22 protein-coding genes and 1 pseudogene are annotated in these 20,290 nt (G+C 43.3%); 4 read left to right on the top strand and 19 right to left on the bottom strand.

Annotation, left to right across the window (positions count from 1 at the left end; all coding sequences use genetic code 11):
• Positions 1-13: 13 nt before the first annotated feature.
• The 16 genes from ACFQZT_RS27445 to ACFQZT_RS27370 all read right to left on the bottom strand — a co-directional run bounded on the left by ACFQZT_RS27445 (position 14) and on the right by ACFQZT_RS27370 (position 15,193).
• Positions 14-1,813, bottom strand: coding sequence for an ABC transporter ATP-binding protein (locus ACFQZT_RS27445; RefSeq protein WP_379305219.1), 1,800 nt, complete (start codon positions 1,811-1,813; stop codon positions 14-16).
• Positions 1,814-1,826: 13 nt separating this feature from the next.
• On the bottom strand, positions 1,827-2,243 hold the full coding sequence (locus ACFQZT_RS27440; protein WP_379305479.1) for a lasso peptide biosynthesis B2 protein: 417 nt from the start codon (positions 2,241-2,243) through the stop codon (positions 1,827-1,829).
• 35 nt (positions 2,244-2,278) lie between these two features.
• Positions 2,279-2,572: a lasso peptide biosynthesis PqqD family chaperone gene (locus ACFQZT_RS27435; protein ID WP_379305217.1), complete on the bottom strand. Its 294-nt coding sequence runs from the start codon at positions 2,570-2,572 to the stop codon at positions 2,279-2,281.
• Positions 2,569-3,510 (bottom strand): aldolase, encoded by a 942-nt coding sequence (locus tag ACFQZT_RS27430; protein WP_379305215.1) that lies wholly within the window; start codon positions 3,508-3,510, stop codon positions 2,569-2,571. The genes ACFQZT_RS27435 and ACFQZT_RS27430 overlap by 4 nt, the downstream gene beginning before the upstream one ends.
• A gap of 151 nt (positions 3,511-3,661) precedes the next feature.
• Positions 3,662-3,790: a paeninodin family lasso peptide gene (locus ACFQZT_RS27425; protein WP_379305213.1), complete on the bottom strand. Its 129-nt coding sequence runs from the start codon at positions 3,788-3,790 to the stop codon at positions 3,662-3,664.
• A 44-nt stretch (positions 3,791-3,834) separates the two neighbouring features.
• Positions 3,835-3,963 (bottom strand): paeninodin family lasso peptide, encoded by a 129-nt coding sequence (locus ACFQZT_RS27420; protein ID WP_379305211.1) that lies wholly within the window; start codon positions 3,961-3,963, stop codon positions 3,835-3,837.
• A 43-nt stretch (positions 3,964-4,006) separates the two neighbouring features.
• Positions 4,007-4,135 (bottom strand): paeninodin family lasso peptide, encoded by a 129-nt coding sequence (locus ACFQZT_RS27415; protein WP_379305209.1) that lies wholly within the window; start codon positions 4,133-4,135, stop codon positions 4,007-4,009.
• A gap of 18 nt (positions 4,136-4,153) precedes the next feature.
• Positions 4,154-6,079: an asparagine synthase-related protein gene (locus ACFQZT_RS27410; RefSeq protein ID WP_379305207.1), complete on the bottom strand. Its 1,926-nt coding sequence runs from the start codon at positions 6,077-6,079 to the stop codon at positions 4,154-4,156.
• The gene (locus tag ACFQZT_RS27405) at positions 6,080-7,306 is read right to left on the bottom strand and encodes a sulfotransferase family protein (protein ID WP_379305205.1); all 1,227 of its coding nucleotides are present in this window, start codon (positions 7,304-7,306) and stop codon (positions 6,080-6,082) included. It abuts the gene before it with no gap.
• A 101-nt stretch (positions 7,307-7,407) separates the two neighbouring features.
• Positions 7,408-8,682, bottom strand: coding sequence for a hypothetical protein (locus ACFQZT_RS27400; protein WP_379305203.1), 1,275 nt, complete (start codon positions 8,680-8,682; stop codon positions 7,408-7,410).
• A gap of 87 nt (positions 8,683-8,769) precedes the next feature.
• The gene (locus tag ACFQZT_RS27395; RefSeq protein ID WP_379305201.1) at positions 8,770-10,569 is read right to left on the bottom strand and encodes an ABC transporter ATP-binding protein; all 1,800 of its coding nucleotides are present in this window, start codon (positions 10,567-10,569) and stop codon (positions 8,770-8,772) included.
• Positions 10,570-11,496: an aldolase gene (locus ACFQZT_RS27390; protein ID WP_379305477.1), complete on the bottom strand. Its 927-nt coding sequence runs from the start codon at positions 11,494-11,496 to the stop codon at positions 10,570-10,572.
• 109 nt (positions 11,497-11,605) lie between these two features.
• Positions 11,606-11,734 (bottom strand): paeninodin family lasso peptide, encoded by a 129-nt coding sequence (locus ACFQZT_RS27385; protein ID WP_379305199.1) that lies wholly within the window; start codon positions 11,732-11,734, stop codon positions 11,606-11,608.
• A gap of 32 nt (positions 11,735-11,766) precedes the next feature.
• A complete protein-coding gene (locus ACFQZT_RS27380) occupies positions 11,767-13,704 on the bottom strand; it encodes an asparagine synthase-related protein (RefSeq protein WP_379305197.1) in 1,938 nt (645 codons plus the stop codon).
• 311 nt (positions 13,705-14,015) lie between these two features.
• Positions 14,016-14,417, bottom strand: coding sequence for a phage holin family protein (locus ACFQZT_RS27375; RefSeq protein WP_379305195.1), 402 nt, complete (start codon positions 14,415-14,417; stop codon positions 14,016-14,018).
• Positions 14,418-14,746: 329 nt separating this feature from the next.
• Complete coding sequence (locus ACFQZT_RS27370; protein ID WP_379305193.1) at positions 14,747-15,193, bottom strand: ArpU family phage packaging/lysis transcriptional regulator; 447 nt, start codon at positions 15,191-15,193, stop codon at positions 14,747-14,749.
• 162 nt (positions 15,194-15,355) lie between these two features.
• Between ACFQZT_RS27370 and ACFQZT_RS27365 the strand changes: the two genes are divergently transcribed.
• The 3 genes from ACFQZT_RS27365 (at position 15,356) to ACFQZT_RS27355 (ending at position 16,820) form a co-directional block, all read left to right on the top strand.
• Positions 15,356-15,760: a helix-turn-helix domain-containing protein gene (locus tag ACFQZT_RS27365; protein WP_379305191.1), complete on the top strand. Its 405-nt coding sequence runs from the start codon at positions 15,356-15,358 to the stop codon at positions 15,758-15,760.
• Between the two features lie 72 nt (positions 15,761-15,832).
• The gene (locus ACFQZT_RS27360) at positions 15,833-16,465 is read left to right on the top strand and encodes an ImmA/IrrE family metallo-endopeptidase (RefSeq protein WP_379305189.1); all 633 of its coding nucleotides are present in this window, start codon (positions 15,833-15,835) and stop codon (positions 16,463-16,465) included.
• Entirely contained in the window at positions 16,440-16,820 is a 381-nt protein-coding gene (locus tag ACFQZT_RS27355) for a hypothetical protein (RefSeq protein ID WP_379305188.1), read from the top strand. Before ACFQZT_RS27360 ends, ACFQZT_RS27355 begins: the two co-directional genes overlap by 26 nt.
• 39 nt (positions 16,821-16,859) lie before the next feature.
• On the opposite strand, the gene ACFQZT_RS27350 is transcribed toward ACFQZT_RS27355, so the two are convergent.
• Positions 16,860-17,198, bottom strand: coding sequence for a response regulator transcription factor (locus tag ACFQZT_RS27350; protein WP_379305186.1), 339 nt, complete (start codon positions 17,196-17,198; stop codon positions 16,860-16,862).
• Positions 17,199-17,603: 405 nt separating this feature from the next.
• Between ACFQZT_RS27350 and ACFQZT_RS27345 the strand changes: the two genes are divergently transcribed.
• The gene (locus ACFQZT_RS27345; protein ID WP_379305475.1) at positions 17,604-18,071 is read left to right on the top strand and encodes a collagen-like protein; all 468 of its coding nucleotides are present in this window, start codon (positions 17,604-17,606) and stop codon (positions 18,069-18,071) included.
• 67 nt (positions 18,072-18,138) lie between these two features.
• Here the strand turns inward: ACFQZT_RS27345 and ACFQZT_RS27340 are convergent, their stop codons facing one another.
• Both ACFQZT_RS27340 and ggt read right to left on the bottom strand, forming a co-directional pair.
• Positions 18,139-18,402 carry a stalk domain-containing protein gene (locus tag ACFQZT_RS27340; protein ID WP_379305473.1) on the bottom strand — a complete coding sequence of 88 codons (264 nt, stop codon included), beginning with the start codon at positions 18,400-18,402 and terminating at the stop codon, positions 18,139-18,141.
• A gap of 183 nt (positions 18,403-18,585) precedes the next feature.
• Positions 18,586-20,021: pseudogene (ggt, locus tag ACFQZT_RS27335) on the bottom strand (gamma-glutamyltransferase); the annotation flags it as partial.
• Positions 20,022-20,290 lie beyond the last annotated feature (269 nt).

Raw genomic sequence — 20,290 nt, 5'->3', positions numbered from 1 at the left:
CGAGGGTATTTATTTACACACTAGCTTCCGCTTGATACCCCAGTAGCTTACTAAACATACCCTTAGATTCTTTAGAAAGCTGCTGGTATCCCCCTTGCTGAATAATCTGCCCCCGCTCCATGACGATAACTTGATCCGCATTCCGAATAGTTGATAAGCGGTGCGCAATGACAATGATCGTCATGCTGCCTTTGAGCCGCTCTAAAGCTCCCTGGATTCTCACTTCATGTTCACTGTCCAAAGCACTTGTAGCTTCATCCAATACAAGGATGGATGGCTTACGCAAGATCGCCCTCGCCAGCACGATCCGTTGGCGTTCACCCCCTGATAGCCTTATCCCCCTATCTCCAATAATGGTATCCAGCCCCTGTGGGAGCCTCTTTACAAATTCATCGGAAGCGGAGAATGTCAACGCCTCCCACATTCGTTCCTCACTTGCATCCGGATCAACTAACAACAAATTATCCCGGATGCTCGAGTGAAATAAGAATGGGTCCTGCGATACATAGCTGATCGAACTTCTTAAAGGAAATAGATTCTCTCGAGTTAAAGGCTTCCCATCGATGAGAATCTCCCCTTTTTCCGGTTCAATCAATCCCATGAGAATATCGATTAACGTGCTTTTGCCTGCACCGGATTTTCCAACTATAGCTGTCATACCGTTGGCCGGTATAAACATGTTTATATCTTTAAGAGCATATTCCGTTTCTTCGTCATTATAACGAAAGTTAACATCCCTACATCTAATTCCTTCTTTAACAAGAAGCGGTTCGTTCTCATGATAGGTCTGAGCAGTAAGCTCTTGCGAATCCTTACATTCTTTTTGCAGTTCCATTAAAGCTTTAAACGCAGAAAACATGGATACAATGTATTCCAAATTTGATTGAATGGAAGTAAACCGCGGCCACAAGCGAGTAAATATAAGAATGATTAACATAAGTTGTTCCGCTGAAACGTGGAATACTTCAAATGATAATAAGATAAAAGCTGCGACTAAAACCGCTGAAGACGTCTTATGCAAAAATTGAGTCTTCGAATTTAATTTCACGAAATTTACGGCATTTAACTGTATTTTTTGACATAACGTTAAAAACCAAATGAGGTGCGACTTCTCCAACCTGTTGCTTTTAATATCTTTCATTCCATTAAAATGTTCCGTTATACCGACATAATAGCTTTGAGAGAGTTCAGATGAGCGATCCCCTAACGTTTTTGCGCTTTTCACATTCTTACGTAATATAACTAAGATTATTAATCCGCTTACTAATATAAAAACAGTCAATTTTACTGATAGCAAGAAGGCAAGCCCAATCTGAATAATGGTAAATATGACCGATGCGGTTAACTGCAGCATAAAATTCGTTCCTTGACCGACACGGGCTAACTCCGTCGTCAAAATATGGCTGAAGTCCGACTTTCGTTTCTTCAAATAAAATTTCCAATTCGCTTCCATCAGTGCACGGTAAGTCTCAAACCTCAACGTTTTAATAAACACTTGCTGGATGTTCATACTGCGAATGGCCTGATTTCTTTGCAATAAAGCTTGTGATGCAACGATTAAAATATAAATGGCTAATACACTAGGTAAATTCAGAAAGCCAGATAAACCCTCCGTTACTTTGGAGAGCCAAGGTATAGGTATTGATTTTTGTATATTGATGTTTAGAATACCAATAATGCTCAGCATGGGAAGCAGTAGATAGACGCCAATTCCATCGATCAAACTTACAACGATCATACTTATTAAGTTAAGAAAAAGTTTATATCCCGTAATCGCATATAACTTTTTAATATAAAAGGCCACATCCCCCACTTCTATCTCCCCTTCACATCACTTGCTTGCCAAAAGTCTCCACAACTGTAAAATGCCTCATCGTTTCCGCACCCGAAATATAGAATGGACCGCTGCGCAACCAAGCATGCGCAATAAACTTTCCTTCGGCATTTTTCGCCGTCCCTAAATATAACGTGCTTTCAATGCCTCGTTTCTCCAGCATTTTCATTCCGGCGATCGCCATGACAAGACACTTGCTTTCCCAAAACGTATGCCGGCTCATCGTTTGAATGGCTAGTGAAATATCTCTTATTAAGTCTTCGTTTTCGGCTTTATGAATTAACGCAGTTTCATGTCTTTTGCTGCCTAATGTAGGAGCCACTTTATTGAAGGGAAGTGCCTTTAAGAAACGCGCCAATCCCAGGTAAAAGAAGGCTTCAATGAACAACATCTGCATGAAAAACCGCATCGAAAGGAATTTTTTCACTTTTTTCACAGTCTCTCTTATTCCTTTCTAATTTGAATTAAACCTTCCTTCGATAAAAGATCCAGGAACGAAAGGACATGCTCTTCGCATTGTGATGTTTCTATATTGTATTCTGCTTCAAGCGAGGCAACGATCTGGCCAACCGACACCGGGCTCTCACATAATTCCCATATTCTCCCGCCCGTTGAGCCCAAATTATAATATTTCCCGGATGCAATGCTGAGCATTACTTTTTCACCGTCCATGTTGCTTACATAATTGCCTTCATTTTGAATAATGGTATGATCCAGTGTTATTTGTTGAATTGTCATTGTGTGATAAACTCCCCTTCATCAATTTGATGTGTAATTTGAGACACGAGATCGAATGCCGTGAATCGAGTTGTAGACCGCAGCACGTTATACATTTGAATTTGCCCTGCAATTGCTGCTGTCATTGTGAAATGCCATTGTTGCAAGCCCATCTTTGTTATAAGAGAACCTCGATAGGTATGCCTCATTAACGCATATATTTTCTCAAGACTGTTCATGGGCGTCATAGAGATCGTATCATTTTCTGACTTCGTCAGCTCAAAAACGCCTGCCAAAGGAATTTCCGTCTGATGAAAATTAGAAAAAACCGGTACAGCAAATTTGTTTTCTTCCTGAAAAATAGGACTGAACTGATTGGATTGCAAGCCGAAATGATCCATACTTTGCTGCCACAACTTTTGTTGCGGGTATGCCGGATGGACGATTGCCATTCCAAGCTCTGGATTTAAAGTGACTGCAATGACATCGTCAGTTAATAGTTGATAACCTTTTTGTCCAAACGCAGCTGCCAATGTTGATTTACCGGCACCGGATTCGCCTACAAACGCATAGGCTTTGCCATCAATTACAACCGCACTGCCATGCAAAGGCAGCACTCGCCTCTGCAGTAGAGTTGCTCCCATACAAGTTCCCAGTAAAAATAATCGAACCTTATCAATGTCGGCCCCAGGTAAAGGTGAAACCGTAATTTTACTTCCTTTTTCCATGCAATAAATCGCTGTATCGGGGATCTTAAATAGGAATACATCATTTTGGGCAATGAAGTTATTACCATCATCGACCATTTCGTCCCATCGTTGAGTTAAATTATCCATGGTTATTACAAGATCTTCAGAATGCTCTAGTCCTTCAGATTGCATGAGCTCCGGCAATGGAATTTCACTGGATACATGCATACCAAAGGCTTTGTAAGTGTTTCTGCTGTTTATTGCAATCATTCTCCCCTCTCCAGTCATCTTTGTTTATTAATAAAGTAGAAACGGATGCCGCCGTCTTTCGACAGGACAGCACCGTTCCACTTTTCAGAAATGCCGATACTATGTACTATACATCTCTGAAACATTGCAAATAACATTGATAAATAAGGAATTAGGATGGATCGTAAAGGTCAGCATCATGAGTGGATACCCAGTCAATCACTTTAGTACCTTTACCAGCCATAGTCATGCTTACTTCCAGAACTTCCAGAGTTGGTTGTTCCCATTCTTTTTTTTGCATAGTTTCACCCCCTTTCCAAGGAAGCTCCTATGTAAAATCAAGTCTCAGGATGGATCATAAAGGTCAGCATCGTGTGCAGTAACCCAGTCGATCTCTTTGGACCCTTTACCAGCCATAGTCATGCTTACTTCCAGCACTTCCAAAGCAGGTTGTTCCCATACTTTCTTTTGCATTGTATACACCTCCTTTCCAGAGAATAAATGCTTATTTAACGGCTTAGGACGGATCGTAAAGGTCAGCATCGTGTGCAGTAACCCAGTCGATCTCTTTGGATCCTTTACCAGCCATAGTCATGCTTACTTCCAGCACTTCCACAGTAGGTTGTTCCCATACTTTCTTTTGCATTGTGTACACCTCCTTTCATTAGAAGTTTTTAAGAAATCGATAAACAATCAGACTGTGCATAAGCAGTCTCGCCTTCGGATTCGTTGCATGTTCTGACCGCGGATCACTCACTTCATTCATAGCCTCTTTGATTTTATCGATGTTCAAATAGTCTGCGGCAACCCCGTCCTTGCAAAGCTGCTGCAATTCTTCTATAAATAAATGCCACGCAGGTGTCATACGATGAACCCAATCTGCCGGTTGTACCCCACGTACTCGCTGGTTCAATCTTACTTTATCCGGCAAATAATGATGTGTCGCCCTACGGATCAAAGACCTGTCTTGACCATTCTGGACATATTGTTCAATAGGAACAGATAAACAGAATTGAACGACTCTGGGGTCGCTCGTAGGATCTCGTTCCAGCAGACCGTAACTTAATGATAATTTTGTTGACAATGCTCCATTCTTATTGGCGATGGATAGATTCGTAAATTTATCTTTTCTCACTTCGATGGCATCATCTCTGGAATCGCGAAGATTCAAAACTGATTTTGAAAGATGCTCCATCACATTGGTTTTGTCTGCAAATGCAGGATGGATAAGATCAGAAATGCCTGTATGATCGGCATGTGATGTTTTCTTCATAAACGGAAATGCATTCCTGCCAATAATTTTCAGCAGTCTTTTTTTGCCAATTCCCGTAAGATTACTATATTGATAAATCTCTCTGGAAAAATGAATCCATTTCATTTTTTTCAACAACATGGTATAGTATTCCATCGTTGGTCCCCACGAGATTGTGAAGTTTCCCCTTGCACCCGTCAACAGAACTCCCACATCTTCAGTCTGAGCTCTTTCATAAAACCCTTTAATCCAGAAAGAATTTTCAAAGAATTTATAGGGCGTTTCCAAAGAAGTCAACATAGCGTCAATCTCTGAAAAAGGACTAATTCCATTAAAGTCCATATAATTTTCTTTAATATTCCCTACGTGCTGAACAGTCGATTGAATGAAAGGGCGCTCGTCAGCAATTAGTCTATTCGAGGTCCAATCAACAAAATCACTAACAGGCACATAGCTAAAAGCATGAATTGGCTTACCTTCCTGCCGTAAGGTCTCTGCCGCAAAGCTAACAACAGCACCGGAATCTAATCCCCCACTGAGGGCCGCGCCAATTTGTCGATGTGTACGAAGTCTAGCATTAACAGCTTCTTGAAAAATGTCGCGGAATGCCTCCACGTACTCCTCATTGGATTTAAGGTGAAGCGGCTCTACGTCAGATAGCACGGCATATCTATTCAACAAGATCCTGCCATCCTTAACTAGAATGGAATGAGCCGGGGGAAGTTGGTCAATACGTTTATAAGGGGTTGCATATATATTGGTAGATTCAAACATATCCGGTATGCTTAAAAACTCTGCCAGCCATTGTTCATGCAGTTCTTTTCTATTACCTGGTAAAGTAAAAAGAGGGGAAATCGCGGTACAAAACGCAAAGAACCGTTGCTCGTTATAATAATACAGCGTTCGATTCCCAGAGATATCTCTTGCTCCAAACATCTGCTGCTTGGTTTCATCCCAGATCATAAATGAAAAGTCGCCTATTAAATGCTTGGGAGACTCTTCACCCCATTTTAAGTAGGCTAGCAGGATTAATTCACTATCCGATATATGGCCCCTTCTACCCGGATCCACTTGCAACTGCTGGAATAATTCTTTACGGTTATCGATGATCGCATCCGCTGTAATAGCCAACCTATATTCGCTGTTATAAAAAGGTAACTTCTCATGAACGGATTCGGGTGTGATCCATTGAGCATGGCACCCTAGAAATACGGATCCATTAAGCCAAGTATGTACACAATCAGCGTGATATCTTTGCAAAGCATGCATAAGATTAGCACCTTCATCCAAAGACACTGGCTTCTCCTCATAATAGTAAATACCGGCTATAGCACTCATTTATTTCCTCCCACGATGAATCAAATAATCCGATGCCCAATTGGACAGCCGATTCCCAAAAGGAACGATTGACTTTATTCTGTTAACCTTGCTTTGCAACGCTTCAAGCTGATTCTTAGCCCGTCTTTGTTCCTTATAACTGTTTTCCAACCTCTTTTCCAATGAACGCAATGTGGCCTGAAGTTGAAACACTTGGCTATTCACATGACTTTCGGTACGAACAGTATCCATATCAACCGCTTCTATTTGATGCATCTTCATTTTATATTCGTCTTCCCATTTGCACCCTGTGGCGTCTACTAATTGTTTGGAGCGATATGCAATCAAATCCGAATCCGGTTTGGATGCAAAAGTAACCCCCGTCCATCTTTCCGCCTCTTTCAGTTCATCACTGTAACCGAGATCATGGAACAATTGAGCACCCAGCACATTGCAGTAGGTTTCAACTTCCTTCTTATCAAGCACTTCTTTCCAGCTATGTATGGAATCACGATGCGGTTCCGCATGAGTGGCTAGAAAGGGATCTCCTACGCCCATGCTGTAGAACATCTCCGATTTGGGAGTGTTCATATGCTGCCCATACTTTTCCAAACCTTCTTCATATTCAATTCCCATGAATTCGCATACCTTTTTCATTTCTTCTTGAGGTTCGGAAACCAACTTTTCATATTGCAAACGATATGTAAGAGGATGGTTAGACGAAAAATAGTTGAAGTAACGAAACAAACCCGCTGTAAGATCTGTGCTCTTGATATTAAATCGGGGATTCAAAAGATCTTCACTGATATTAAATCGATTGATTTGCGCTTCAACTTTTTTGTACGAAGCTAAAATACTTAGAGGGTTTCGGATAAGCCATATTCGTTTGGATTGCGGGAACAACTTATCCAGGAATTCTAATACGTAGTAATACCGAGGTGACTTGTCTACAACGATCTCAGCATCGCTGCTTTGAAGTAATCCATTGTACACTTGAAGTGAGAACGACCTGCAGGCTTGCTCAAACACTTCTCCTGGAAGTACGCCATTAAAGAACTGATTAACAATTCCCGCTCCTCCATACGGACGAGACTGGTTATTTTGCAAATCGTACAAGCTCATCAAAAACCACATCTCTTGGGTTGCAAACACTTTACTATGGTTTTGGAGCATAACAGTCGCTAATGAACTTCCGCTCCGGGGAACACAGAGCAGGAAAGTGAGGTTATTACCTTGAGCATTTATCAATCGAGCAGCCCCCTGCAAACTTCATTTTCTTTCTTTAGATACATTATGTATCATAGTATAGCACAAAGTATCCGTTTTGTATCGTATTTATGGAAATTTTATTACTTTTTTTTAACTCTAAGGATTGTACCCGTTAATTCCGAAGGATTGTTATCGTTACTCCCCATTCCAAAGTAAAAATCACCATTCAATTCTTCAAAAGACCTTGCAAAGGTATTTTGTTTAAAACTAAATAGTTCAGTCCAGTTGACTAGATCACTGCTATTCGCTTTATATACGATATTGGTATATTGTCCAGGGGAGGTTTCCACATAGGCTAATGCAAAAACCGTATCTCCACGAACTAGTAAGTCCATAGGCAGCGCTTTAGGATTAGGAAAGGCTACACTGCGGGCATCATTGATATCAGTGGCGACAAATAAAGATTGAGGGATCCAATGCTGATCATTCACTATTTCCCCAGCAATATACAATAGTTTATTATCAATAACGGTTGTTCTAACCATCCTTACATAAGGAGGCACTTTCGTCGCATTTTTGGAAATCCCGGGCAGCATTTCGCTCCCGAAAACGGTTGTCTGGCGAGTTTCTTGTTTCGCTATTCCTTCACTTGCACAACCTTGAATGCACAATATTTTAGTCTCATCTGACCAATTATTATTTTTGGGCAACAATGCACTTACTGCATACAGCTTTTTCTTAAATTCAAATAAAGTATAAGCTCTGGTCGGACCGAATTTATCGACGGAACCTATCTTGGACCACGTTATGCCGTCATCCTGCGACATGAGAACATCAGGACTGGTATCTGTACCAATAGCTGCATAAAGATTGCCATTAAAGTAGGCCATATCGTAAACATGTATGCCATTCGGAATGTTTCTATATTTTATCCACTTACCGTTATCCAATTTATAATAGTTGCCAAATTCCCAACCCTCGCCATGCGCGTCATTGCCAGGAATATAGAGTTTTCCGTTCAGCACTTTAAACGTGTCGATTTGTTCTTCATCAACATATTTCTTAGTACCCGTTTTTTTTGCCGAAGAGGAGACGACATCCTGTGTTTCAAATTTGTTTGTAGTTGGGTTATAATAGTAAATTGGAATAGGCCCCGCATTTGGCGAAGGCCCATCATTACTGCTATTGCCGTGCCCTAAATAGATTTTTCCATCGAAAACTTGCATGTCCCATACATTTCGCGCGTATGCTGATTTTGAAAATGGGTTCCCCAAGACTTCTACTCTTGATGTTACATCTTTATTGTTTGTTTCCTTATTATCAATTAATAACGATGCTTCCGGAGTCGACGCTGATACAAAGAGACCAAATATAAGTAATAGCAACGTATTTTTCAAAAAGAGTAGACTTGACATAACTCCTCCTCAAACAAAAAATAATTAGTTTTGATACATTTTGTATCACGGTAAGTATTATAGCACGCTTCGCAGTGATCTTCCAACTCATCCTTTCGCCCTCGCCTGATAATCAAGCAATTGACCGAACATGCCATCCCGCTCCGCGGAAAGTTGCTGATACCCTCCCTGCTGAATTACTCTACCATGGTCTAATACAATGACTTGATCCGCATGCCGGATCGTCGATAACCGATGGGCAATGACAATAATGGTCATGCTTCCCTTCAAGCGCTCAAGAGCTTCTTGAATCTTAGCTTCATTGTCACTATCAAGTGCACTTGTGGCTTCATCCAGAACCAGGATGGACGGTTTACGCAAGATCGCTCTCGCCAGAACGATTCGTTGCCGTTCCCCTCCTGATAAGCGTACCCCACGGTCCCCTAGGACAGTATCCAATCCTTGTGGAAGCTTCTTCACGAATTCTTCAGAAGCGGAGAAGCGTAAAGCCTCCCACATCTGCATTTCACTTGCATGAGGTGCTGCGATTATCAGGTTTTCCCTAAGACTTGCATGGAACAAAAAAGGATCTTGTGAGACATAGCTGATTGTACGCCGTAAAGAAGATGCGCCATCCATAGCAGATGGTTTTCCATCTACTAAGACCTCTCCCTTTTCTGGATGAATGAGTCCGATCAATAGATCAATAAGTGTGCTTTTCCCCGCTCCCGATTTGCCAACAATAGCCGTCATACTATTAGCTGAAATCCGCAGGTTAATATCCTTAAGTGCATAAGTGGAATTATGACTGTCATAACGATAATAAACGTTACGGCATTCAATTCCCTGCCTAATGCGAACCGTATTTTCATGATTAAGTTCCTCTAGGTCCATTTCTTGGGCAGCTGCATACTCTTTTTGCAAATCCGCCAAGCTCTTGAAAGCGGGAAGCGTTGCAGTAATTTGTTCCCAACTGGACTGTAATGTTGAAAACTTGGGCCATAAGCGCGAAAAAATAATGACAATAAAAACAAGCCTTTCTGCCGGCACATGAAAAACCATAAAGGATAAAAAAACAAATAAAGCAATTAATAATCCCGACGCTACTTTGTAATAGTATTGAGAAGCCGATTGCAATCTCGTAAATTGAATAAAATTATGCTCCATCTGATAACAAAGTGAACGGAACCAGGTCAAATGCTGTCCTTCCATCATATTGCTTTTGATGTCTTTAATACCGTTGAAATGATCGGTCATACCGGCCATATAGCTCTGTGACAGCAAAGTCGTATGCTCTCCGATTGTTTGAGATTTATGAATAAACCTGCGTAAATAAAGGGCGAGAGCCAATCCGCAGAGCAGGACAGAAACCGTAAGCGGAACTGATAGCCAAAGTGCGAATGCGATTTGGACAAAGGTAAACAGAAACGTCGTTATTAATTGTAGGGATTGGTAAATGCCATAACTGACCCGTGGCAATTCGGTTGTCATGATGTGAATAAAGTCCGATTTTCTTTTTCTCAGGAAAAATGACCAGTTGGACTGCAATAAAGCTTCATAAACTTCCAGTCGCAGATGCCGGATAAATCCTTGTTCGATTCCCTCATTCAAGTTCGTTTGATAACGCTGCAGAAGCGACTGGATGACAAGCAACAGAATAAAGAGCCCAAGAATCACACATAACTTAAATCCTTCCGGCAATCCATTCAATGGCTCAAATATCGATGAAACAAACGGAATACCTTCAGAAGCTGAACGAAATAGGCCGATTAAACTTAACATCGGTGCCAAAAGAAAGATGCCTGCACCTTCGAGCGAGCTGATCACAACCATACCGATTAAATTGACATATAATCGAATCCCTGCGAAATTATGCAGCTTCTTGATGAAAAGGAGTAATTGCTCCATTCAAAAGGCCCCTTCATTGACTGTTTGTAATACTTGGGATATCAGATCGTTAATCGTAAAACCGACAGACGGCCTGCGTAATTGGTACATATTTACCTTGCTGCTAATGTTTGAAATCGTTGAAAAATGCCACTGTCCCGCGCCCAATTGCGGAATCAGAAAATGACGGTAGGTGTGATAATACAAGATCGGCAGCCGTTCAAGCCCTCGGTAGCAATCTATTTCTACAGCATCGGTATCCGTCTTGAGCAGTTCGAATATGCCAGCCAATGGAACAGGCCTCTCGCAGAACATAGATGATACGGGTACGGCGTACTTGGTATCATATATGGTTTGGTAGCGATTCGCTTCCATCCCCAATTGATCAATGCTTTGCTGCCACAGCTTTTGCTGTGGATAAGCCGGAATCACGAAAGGATGATGGCTATCCCTTTCCAGTTGCACGGCAATCACATCATCGCTAAGAAGTGGATAACCGTTTTGGAGAAACGCAGCAGCAAGCGTCGACTTCCCGGCACCGGAATCACCAACGAACGCATAGGCTTTCCCATCAATAACTATTGCACTTCCATGGAGAGGAAGTATTCTTCGCTGTATTAAGATCGCCCCCATACACGTTCCGAGCAGGTATAGACGAATGCTTTCCTCTGTAGCCCCAGCTAAAGGAGATACGGAAATTTGTCTTCCTTCACGGATACTAAAAATTGCCGTATCGGGAACATAAAACAAAAACTGATTTTCGGTATATGCGCAGAAGTCATCAGGATCCCCGAATTCACTCCATAGTCCTGATAAGTCCTCCATCTTTATTTCTACATCCGCTATGACCTCTTGTTCTGCTGCATGCAGCACTTCTGGCAGAGCTATTTCACTCACTAGTCTTAAGCCGAATGCATGATAAACGGTTTGTTTTAAAGTAGGTATGATCTTCCTCACCTCGGATTTGGTTTTCTAATAAATAAGCCCTTATACTTTAATTGTATAAGGGCTAAGGACAATTGCAGTTTACTCTGGAAATGGATATCCTACGAGTCTCCTAGCTGCGGTTATTAGACCCTTTGCCATTTTTATCAGGAACACGGCCATTGGGTCCACCCATCGTCTGTGTGACGTCGAGCACTTCCAATGTAGGTTGTTGCCACTCTAGCTTCGTTTGGTTTTCCATGGATATCACCTCCTTTCAAGCAGCCGGATCTGCTAAGAGACACTTTGTAAAAATCGATACACAATTAGACTCTGCATAATCAATCTTACATCCGGATTATAGGCGAGCTCCGGCTTCGGTGAATCTCCGATTTTCGTAAGCGACTCCTTGATCTGTTTGACATTCAGCAATTGCGAAACAGCGGAATCGCGGCACAGTTGATTCACTTCCTCAGTAAGCAAGCGCCATGAAGGCAGCACACGGTGTATCCAGTCGGCCCCTTGAATACCGCGAACGCGTTGATTTAAACGGACTTTATCAGGCAAATACCCTGCCGTCGACCTTCGGATGAGCGAACGGTCTCTGCCCTCTTGGACATACTGCTCGACGGGTAAAGATAAGCAGAATCGAATGACTCTCGGATCACTGGTCGGATCTCTTTCCAAGACACCATAACGTAATGATAATTTCGTTGTCGACGTTCCTTGGTGATTCGATACCGCTAAATTAATGAATTGATCTTTTCTTGCAGCGAATTCGTCCAAAGAAGATTCCGTCAATCCGACATCGTATTTAATTAGCTTGTCAATGACTCCAGTTCGTGCTGCTAAGTCCGGATGAATTAATAGTGGGTTACTCGGTTGGGGCCTAGAAAATGGCATGCGCGTCATTGAAGAAATTGCTTGCTTGCCAATGAAAGGCAGCAAATGGACTCTTCTAATATTTTCTATTTTTCCATAGAGCTTCATTTCCCGGTAAAACCGGATCCAACGCAGTTTCTTTAAGAGCTGGGCATAATAATCGATAGCCGGTCCCCATGAGATCGTATAATTTCCTCTTGCCCCATTTAATAACACTCCAACTTCGTCAAGCCGCGCTTGTTCGAGCATCCCTTTGAGCCAAAAAGAATTCTCAAAAAATTTGTAGGGCCCTTCCATAAGATCAAGCAAGTCGTCAATTTCGCCGTATGAGTCTCGACCCGAAAAATCCATATAGCGATGTGTCAGATTGCCCAAATGTTCAACCGTAGCTTGAATATACGGGCTTTCGTCGGCAACCATGCTTTTTGAAGTCCAATCCACAAAATCCGATGGAGGGATGTAACTGTATGTGCGTAACGCCTTTCCCTCCATTTGCAATGGGTTTACGGCAAAACTGACGACTGCACCTGAATCTAGTCCCCCGCTTAGGCTTGCTCCGACCTGACGGTAGGTTCTGAGTCTCGATGTAATCGCTTCCATAAAAACTTCGCGAAACGCCTCTTCATATTCGGTGTTCGTCTTATACTTAAGTTTCCTATCAGGAACGGCAAATGTTCCATATTGCTCCAATCTTAACTTACCGTCCTCTATCGTAAATGTATGAGCTGGAGGAACCTGATCAATTGCACTGTACAAGGTGGATTGAACATCGATCGAATCCAAAATGAAGGGAATCGCCAGAAATTCGGCTAGCCACGATTCATTAAGTCTTTTTTTGATGCCGGGTAAAGTGAAGAGCGGATTCATTACCGTGCAAAAGGAGAAATGCCGCGTATCATGATGATAATATAGCGTTCGGTTTCCTAATAAATCGCGCGCTCCAAAGAGTTGACGTTTCTTCTCATCCCAGATGACAAAGGCAAAATCACCGATCAAGTATTGCGGCGCTTCTTTTCCCCATTTTTGATAGGCTAACAAAATAAGCTCACTGTCCGTTATCCGTTTGCGCCGATGATAATTGACTTGTAGTCGATTAAACAACTCTTCCCGGTTATCAATGATCGCGTCTGCCGTAATCGCCAGCATATTAGATTCATCATAATAAGGGAGCTGCTCGTGAATCGATTCAGGTGTGATCCACTGAGCATGACAACCCATAAACACAGATCCGCCATACCATGTTCTTACATCATCAGCAGGATATTTCTCCAGGGCATGCATCATATTCCGGATAACCTCGGTAGATACAGGTTCACCGTTACTGTTGAGAACGCCAGCTATAGCACTCATACATGCCTCCAATTTTATACGCCTGTAGTTCAAATGTACCAATTGGTTACATCATATCACATCGGATACGTTTTGTATCTACTTTTAATAATATTCTTCTTGTTTTTATGGTTTACTAGATTTTCGCGGCCTTATACTCCTAGATTTACGGCTCTTAATAGGCCAAATGTACCGATCACTTTTAGCATCGAGCTGGATACGAAACGTAACTCCATTGTCGCATTCTAGGACATTTTTAGTCGATGCATGGTTGTCCGGAAACTTTGCGAAGCTCGTTTGCCAGGCGGTGAAATTCTGATTTTGCATGTCATTTATCCATGATCTCCCCCCTTGCTTCTAAGTACTTGTATAATTTGTTTAATCTGATTCGGCAGCGGCAGCCCCATCCTTCCGTAATTTTCAGTAATTGAAATGAACTCATTAGCCAGATAAAAATATAAAGCGCCGGTCATCATAAGATCAATGTTAAATAAAAGATCTGCTCGATGAGCCAGCATAATGACGAGCAGCATAAACCCTTTACGCATTAGGCCCCAAAAGCCAACTTGGCTGTTGAGGCATTTCGATTCTTTGATAGAAACGGCGATGCTGGTGAAGTATTCAATGACAATTGCCAAAATAAAAAGGCTCAACAATTCATTCCATCCGCCAAAGGCGTACGTCAATAGCGTTCCGAGAAAAGCGATAGCGAAGTTGAGGCCAATTTGGTTCATTGTTTTTTGCTCCTTTCGGTTTTTTGTTTTGAAATTCAAAACATTTTTTTCATAAAAAGTATTTACGCTCTTTCACAAACTAACCTGCTGCAAAACTGTTTCACTCCTTCCCACCGCCCCCATACGCATCCTTGGCATAACGCAGGCTGCACTACTTGGGACTTGCTTAGCTCCTTCTTGCTCACGTTGATCACCTCCCTCATTCGTCTACATTACAAGCTTACCACACCAATAACCTAATGAAGTGCCAACAAACGGCCAAAACTCGGACACCCATCGACTTTCGCCAGACGGCCTTTGATTCACAGACTCATTGCTCATCAGCGCGTCTACTTCCGCATCACCTCAAGCCGAAGCATGTAAGCAAGCTTAGCCATGGCCTTCGCCTTGACCCTGCGATAAGTTCTCTCACTCATATCCAGCTCATAGCACAACATGAAATCAGGCTCTTTATCCCGCTTCAAATAACGCCTCCGAATCATTTCCTGCTCGTTGTCGTCCAAGCACCCGATTGCTTCTTCAACCTCCTTGCAAAGCTTGGTTAACCGCTCTTCTGTATCTACATTATAGACAGCGACGCGCTCGGTCACCTTGTTGAGCAGGTTTGTCGGCCCATGATAGAGCGGCTCATATCCCGAAATCACACTCGACTGTTTCCTCACAAAGCCAATCTGACCATAAACGCGAACCGTTTCCAGAACCCCCTCGACCTTTTTGCGTGTAGCTTGACGATCTATTTGTTCATTCTCAATAAGCTGAATGCTTTCCATATTCATTACATCATCTCCTAAAATTTGTTGTTTTGTATTTCTAAACAAATCTTACTCCATCCCGTTTATAAACTCAATACAAAAGTTTTGTTTTCCGAAACATTTTTCCGCATAACCCCTTGTTTTTCAGTCCCCACTACATTTACAATAGAAAAAGGTGATATATCGATGAAAGATATGGTGCAATTCGGCATTCGCATTCGGCGTCTGCGGCAGCAGCGCAATTTCTCGCTCAGAGAGCTGGGAGAACGATCGGGCGTTAGTTATTCCTTCATTAATTCCATAGAAAATAACCGCTTCAATCCTTCCAGAGAAACGGTCATTGCCTTAGCTGACGCCCTCAGCGTCGGTGATAAAGACGAGCTTCTGCTGCTCGCGGGGTTTGCCCCAACCGAAAGCGATGCCCTCGAATCCCAAACCGGGACCGAAGCCGCGGAAGTCGATGATCCGGAGGTCAACCTTTTTTTCAAGGATTTCAAAAACGCCCCTAAGGAACGGCGCGACGAAATGCTGCGTTTTTGGCATTTTATCCAGGATCAGCAGCAAACTCGGAAACCTGACAGTCAACAATGAGCAACTTCAAGCCCGCTCGGGCTTTTCTTTAACCTATATAAACGAACGTATATTCCCATAACGAGGTGTTCTATGTTTACTCATTACCAAGCCACGCCTCTGGAGCAATGGATCGAAGCTTTATACGAACGACACGGGATCACAGCTCCCGATCAGCTTCATATTATGAATCTGGCGGCTAAGCTTAATATTTGGACCTATTTCTTGGATATGAACAGCATGGCCGTAGAAAATAACGGACTGTTCAGTATCAATATCGATCGCCGTCTATCCGCCAAAGAGCAGTGGGAGGACTTCCTCCACGAGCTCTGTCATGTGTTGCGTCATTCCGGTAATCAAATGACGATGCCGGAACGTTATCTGGACTGGCAGGAGCAGGATGCAGCTTCATTCCAGCTGTACGCCGCCCTCCCGATCTCCATGCTCAAGCATATCCCGCTTCCGGAGCGAAAAAGTGAAATTATCGAGGTGCTTTCCGAGGAGTTTAACGTGACCTATCGTCTTGCTGCTGCGCGTCTGGAGCAAATTCAGCGACGCATCTTGCAAGGAATTATGGACTATGAGTTCCACAAGTATAACCAAGACCATACCACGAAGTATAACCCTGACAATTGGTCCGATGCTACGAAGATCATGATGGACAAGCTGGCGCACTTAAAACGAAAAGGAGCATCTATAGATGGCCAAACTCACCGTCCTTTATGATTTTCATGAAGAGCGGCTGCAGCCCTTCGTTATGTCAATCCGATTTAAACCGGGAGAGCTTGATTGGAGCAAGTCAGTCCTCTACGTGCCGCTCGCTGCTCCTTTTCAAAAACTCCAGGTTGAAGAAGTCGATGAGACGGAAGCCGCTATCTCTGTACTGCTCGATGATCTCATTATAAATCCGCGGCATCCACAATGTGTTGGGATTAGTTTAAGCACGATCAAACAACGTCATGCGGCTTTGGCAAGTAATCTTAAGTGTATCGGGCAATTATGGATACGTATGAATGATATCGAGGATGTCATGCAAATGGATAGCCGTACATTTTTCACCTGGGATCCCAAGCCAAAATAAAAAGAGAAGGTTTCTTTGACAGAAGCCTTCTCTTTATTTTTATCCGATTCCTATTGACTTTACCCGGTTGGATTCATTTGTAATTCTTGAGACGACAAGGGCTTGCTGCAAAAGAAGCGCTAATAGTCGTCGCATCGAACTAATCCCGATTTTACTCATAATGTTGGCCAGGTGTATCTTCACTGTTTTCTCACTAATATAACAATATTCAGCCAGCTCTCGATTCGTATAACCGTAAGTAGCAATTAACGCAAGAATTTCGGATTCACGCTGTGTAAGACCATAATTGGAAAAAAGCCGATTCAACACAGGATCCTGTTCCTGAATTGGGTCCTTATGACTATAAGCAGCCTCATTCGTCAGTGTACTATTATTCATGCGATTACTTCCTTTTTATGAGTATACTTTTTAAGAATTCAAAATATAACCAATTTCAATTATATACGACAGAATTCTTCACAGCCATGGGAGTCTATGCCTGAATTTCATCATATACAATGGGAAAATAATCCTATTTACATGGTAAACTCCTAATATTTCGTCTGAATTCATTTTACCGTGACATCCGTCTACCCGCCTGCATATAGTAAGTATCGAAAATATCCGCATTTACCCAAGGAGGAACAACGAATGGCATCGAAAAAAACGCAAGAAGTCCGCGATACGCAAAATAAACAAACCGATGAAACACGCTCAGCTTCACCAACTTCCTTTCCTTCCCAGTATCCGCAACCGGTACCTTATCCGGCATACACACCCTACCCGCCTCAAGCCTATGCCTGGGTGCCTGCTTACGATCCTCGCAGCTTCGGAGGAGGCGGCTTTCCTGGCTTAGGCGGTTTCCCTGGCGGAGGCGGCATGCCCGGATTCGGCCAGCCTGGAATGGCTCCAGGATTCCCTGGATTCCCTGGGTTCCCTCAACCAGGAGGTCCACAACCCGGATTTCCGCAGCCGGGACCATCCATGCCAGGCGGAGCGCAACCGGGTAGCGCGCAGGCGCCGACAAGTCCACCTCCATCCTATACGCCGCAGAAGCCATTTAAACCCGCTGGAGCCGTTTTCGCCGTAGATCCGGGCGCCATTGGCGGCTGCTTGTTCCGTTTCACTTATGTCTGGCTGAGTAATGGGCAGCAATTCTGGTACTTCCCGATTTTTGTAGGATCTACCTCCATTGCCGGCTTCCGTTGGACTGGATTTACATGGATGTATTTCGGAATTGACCTGCGATTCATCGATTCATTTACTTGTTAATCGATATCAAGATGAATAAAACGGATGCGTATTTTGAGCGCATCCGTTTTTTTCTTGACACTGTTTATTATTTTGTAATTTTATATTTATCTTCCATATAGTATTTCTGCAAATCGCTTATCGTCTCAGCCTTTTCCCTGATCAAAAGCACTGCACGATCTTTTTCATTCCAAGATACTTGATAGCCTAAAGATTCGGCAGCCGCTCTTACAGGAAGATAAGACTTGTTAGATTTAGTCACAGCGGGCACCTTTACATTTTTTGCATCTACGCCAAGACCAAGAAGAAGTTTATCCGCTTGAATGTAACTGGATCCGTCCTCAATGAACATTTGAGCAGCTTGGAACGGATAAGCTAAGCCATTAACTTTCAGGGTAAAAGTACCCTTTTCTTCTGCAACGGAAGACTTGGGTCTGTCCGCAGTAAATTTGACCGCGTCGACTCCGAGAACCGTACCTTCCCTTGTCTTGTCCGCACCGCCGTACATTTTTCCGTTTTCAAAATCGAAGATCACGGCTTGGACGTTTCCAATGCTTTGAGGATTTTCGTCAAATCGGTGGCCTCTTCCCAAAAGTTCAAGGACCACATCTTGATCAATTCCCTCTTCCCAGCTCACGTTCGGGTAGCTGCTGGAAAAGATGCGAGGCGTAAAGATCGCTTTTTGAATGGGCAGCTGATGATCGATCACGTTCATAATCGTTTGAGCTACGGATGCAATGATGGTGGATCCCCCAGGAGACCCGACGGCCATAAACGGTTTTCCGTCTTTGATGATTAGTGTAGGAGACATGCTGCTTCGCGGACGTTTACCTGGTTCAACTTGGTTAACCCCGCCCGGCGTGGCATCGAAATCCGTCAGTTCATTGTTGAGCATGAAGCCGTAACCCGGGACCATAATGCCGGAACCGAATACTTGTTCAATCGTGGTCGTATACGAGACAATATTTCCCCATTTATCCATAACGGAAAAGTGGGTGGTTTGTCCGATCGGTTTTTCTTCTTTTACCTTGGCTTTACCGGACAAATCCTTATCTTCATACTTCCAGGGATCTCCTTCTTTGACTGTCGCCGTTGCCGTAACCGGATTGATCAACTGCCTTCTTTCATTAATGAAACGTTCATCCAGCAAGCCTTTTTTCGGCACCGGATAAAAATCTTCATCAGCCATATAAGCGGCACGGTCAGCGTATGCCAGATGCATAGCCTCTATTAAATGCTGCAAATAATCGGCGGAATTAACTCCCATTTTATGTACATCATAACCTTCCATTAATTTCAGGATTTCTATGACGGTAAGACCGCCTGAGCTTGGAGGAGCTGAACTGGCGACTTCATAGCCGCGATAATTCCCTTTCACAGGCTCTCTTTCTTTCACGATATAGTTCTTCAAGTCGTCCGTGGTCATGGAGCCTCCGCGCTTTTGAACTTCGGCCACAAGAGCTTGACCGATTTCGCCACTGTATAATACGGTGGACCCCTTTTCTTTAATCAGCTTAAGCGTCTTGGCGAGATCCGGCTGAACGAGTTGATCCCCTTCTTTGAGAGGTTGGCCGTTTGGAACGAATACATTTCCCGCTGTTTCAAACTTTTGAAGCTTTTTTACGTTCTGATCGATATACTGAGCCGTAGCCCAGTTTACCTTAACCCTTTTTCGGCGTACTCGATAGCCGGGTCTATGACTTGGGACAATTTCATGGTGCCGTACTTCTGAAGAGCCGTTTCCACGCCTAGAAGCGTGCCCGGAACCCCTACAGCTTTACCGTTGGTATGGCGATCGTAAAAAGGAACCGGTTTGCCGTTTTCGTCCAAAAACAGTTTGGGCGTCACATTTTTCGGAGCCACTTCGCGGCTGTCGACCACAGTAATTTTGTTTTGATCTTTCAGGTAGATCATCATAAATCCACCGCCACCGATTCCCGACATCATCGGCTCCACCACATTTAAAGACATTTGAATAGCAGCGGCGGCGTCAACGGCATTCCCGCCTTGTTCCAGAATCTTTCTCCCGGCTTCAGCCGCCAAAGGGTGAGAAACGGCGACAATGCCTTGCTTTGCTCCAACGCCTGAAGGATCGACCCCTGGGACGGCAGCGAAAGCTGGCGATACCGCCAAGAATGAGGTCAAGGATGTTACCATAACCATTTTGACAAATCTCATAATCTATTCCCTCCATTTCTGCTTTTAATTTGGATTTAAGCGTTCACAAATTGTGGAAACGC

Origin of the sequence: Paenibacillus sp. GCM10027628 (genome assembly GCF_042676385.1) — a bacterium.
GTDB lineage: Bacteria > Bacillota > Bacilli > Paenibacillales > NBRC-103111 > Paenibacillus_E.
The sequence above is the reverse complement of the archived record's forward strand: the minus strand, read 5'-3'. Positions and strand labels throughout refer to the sequence as shown.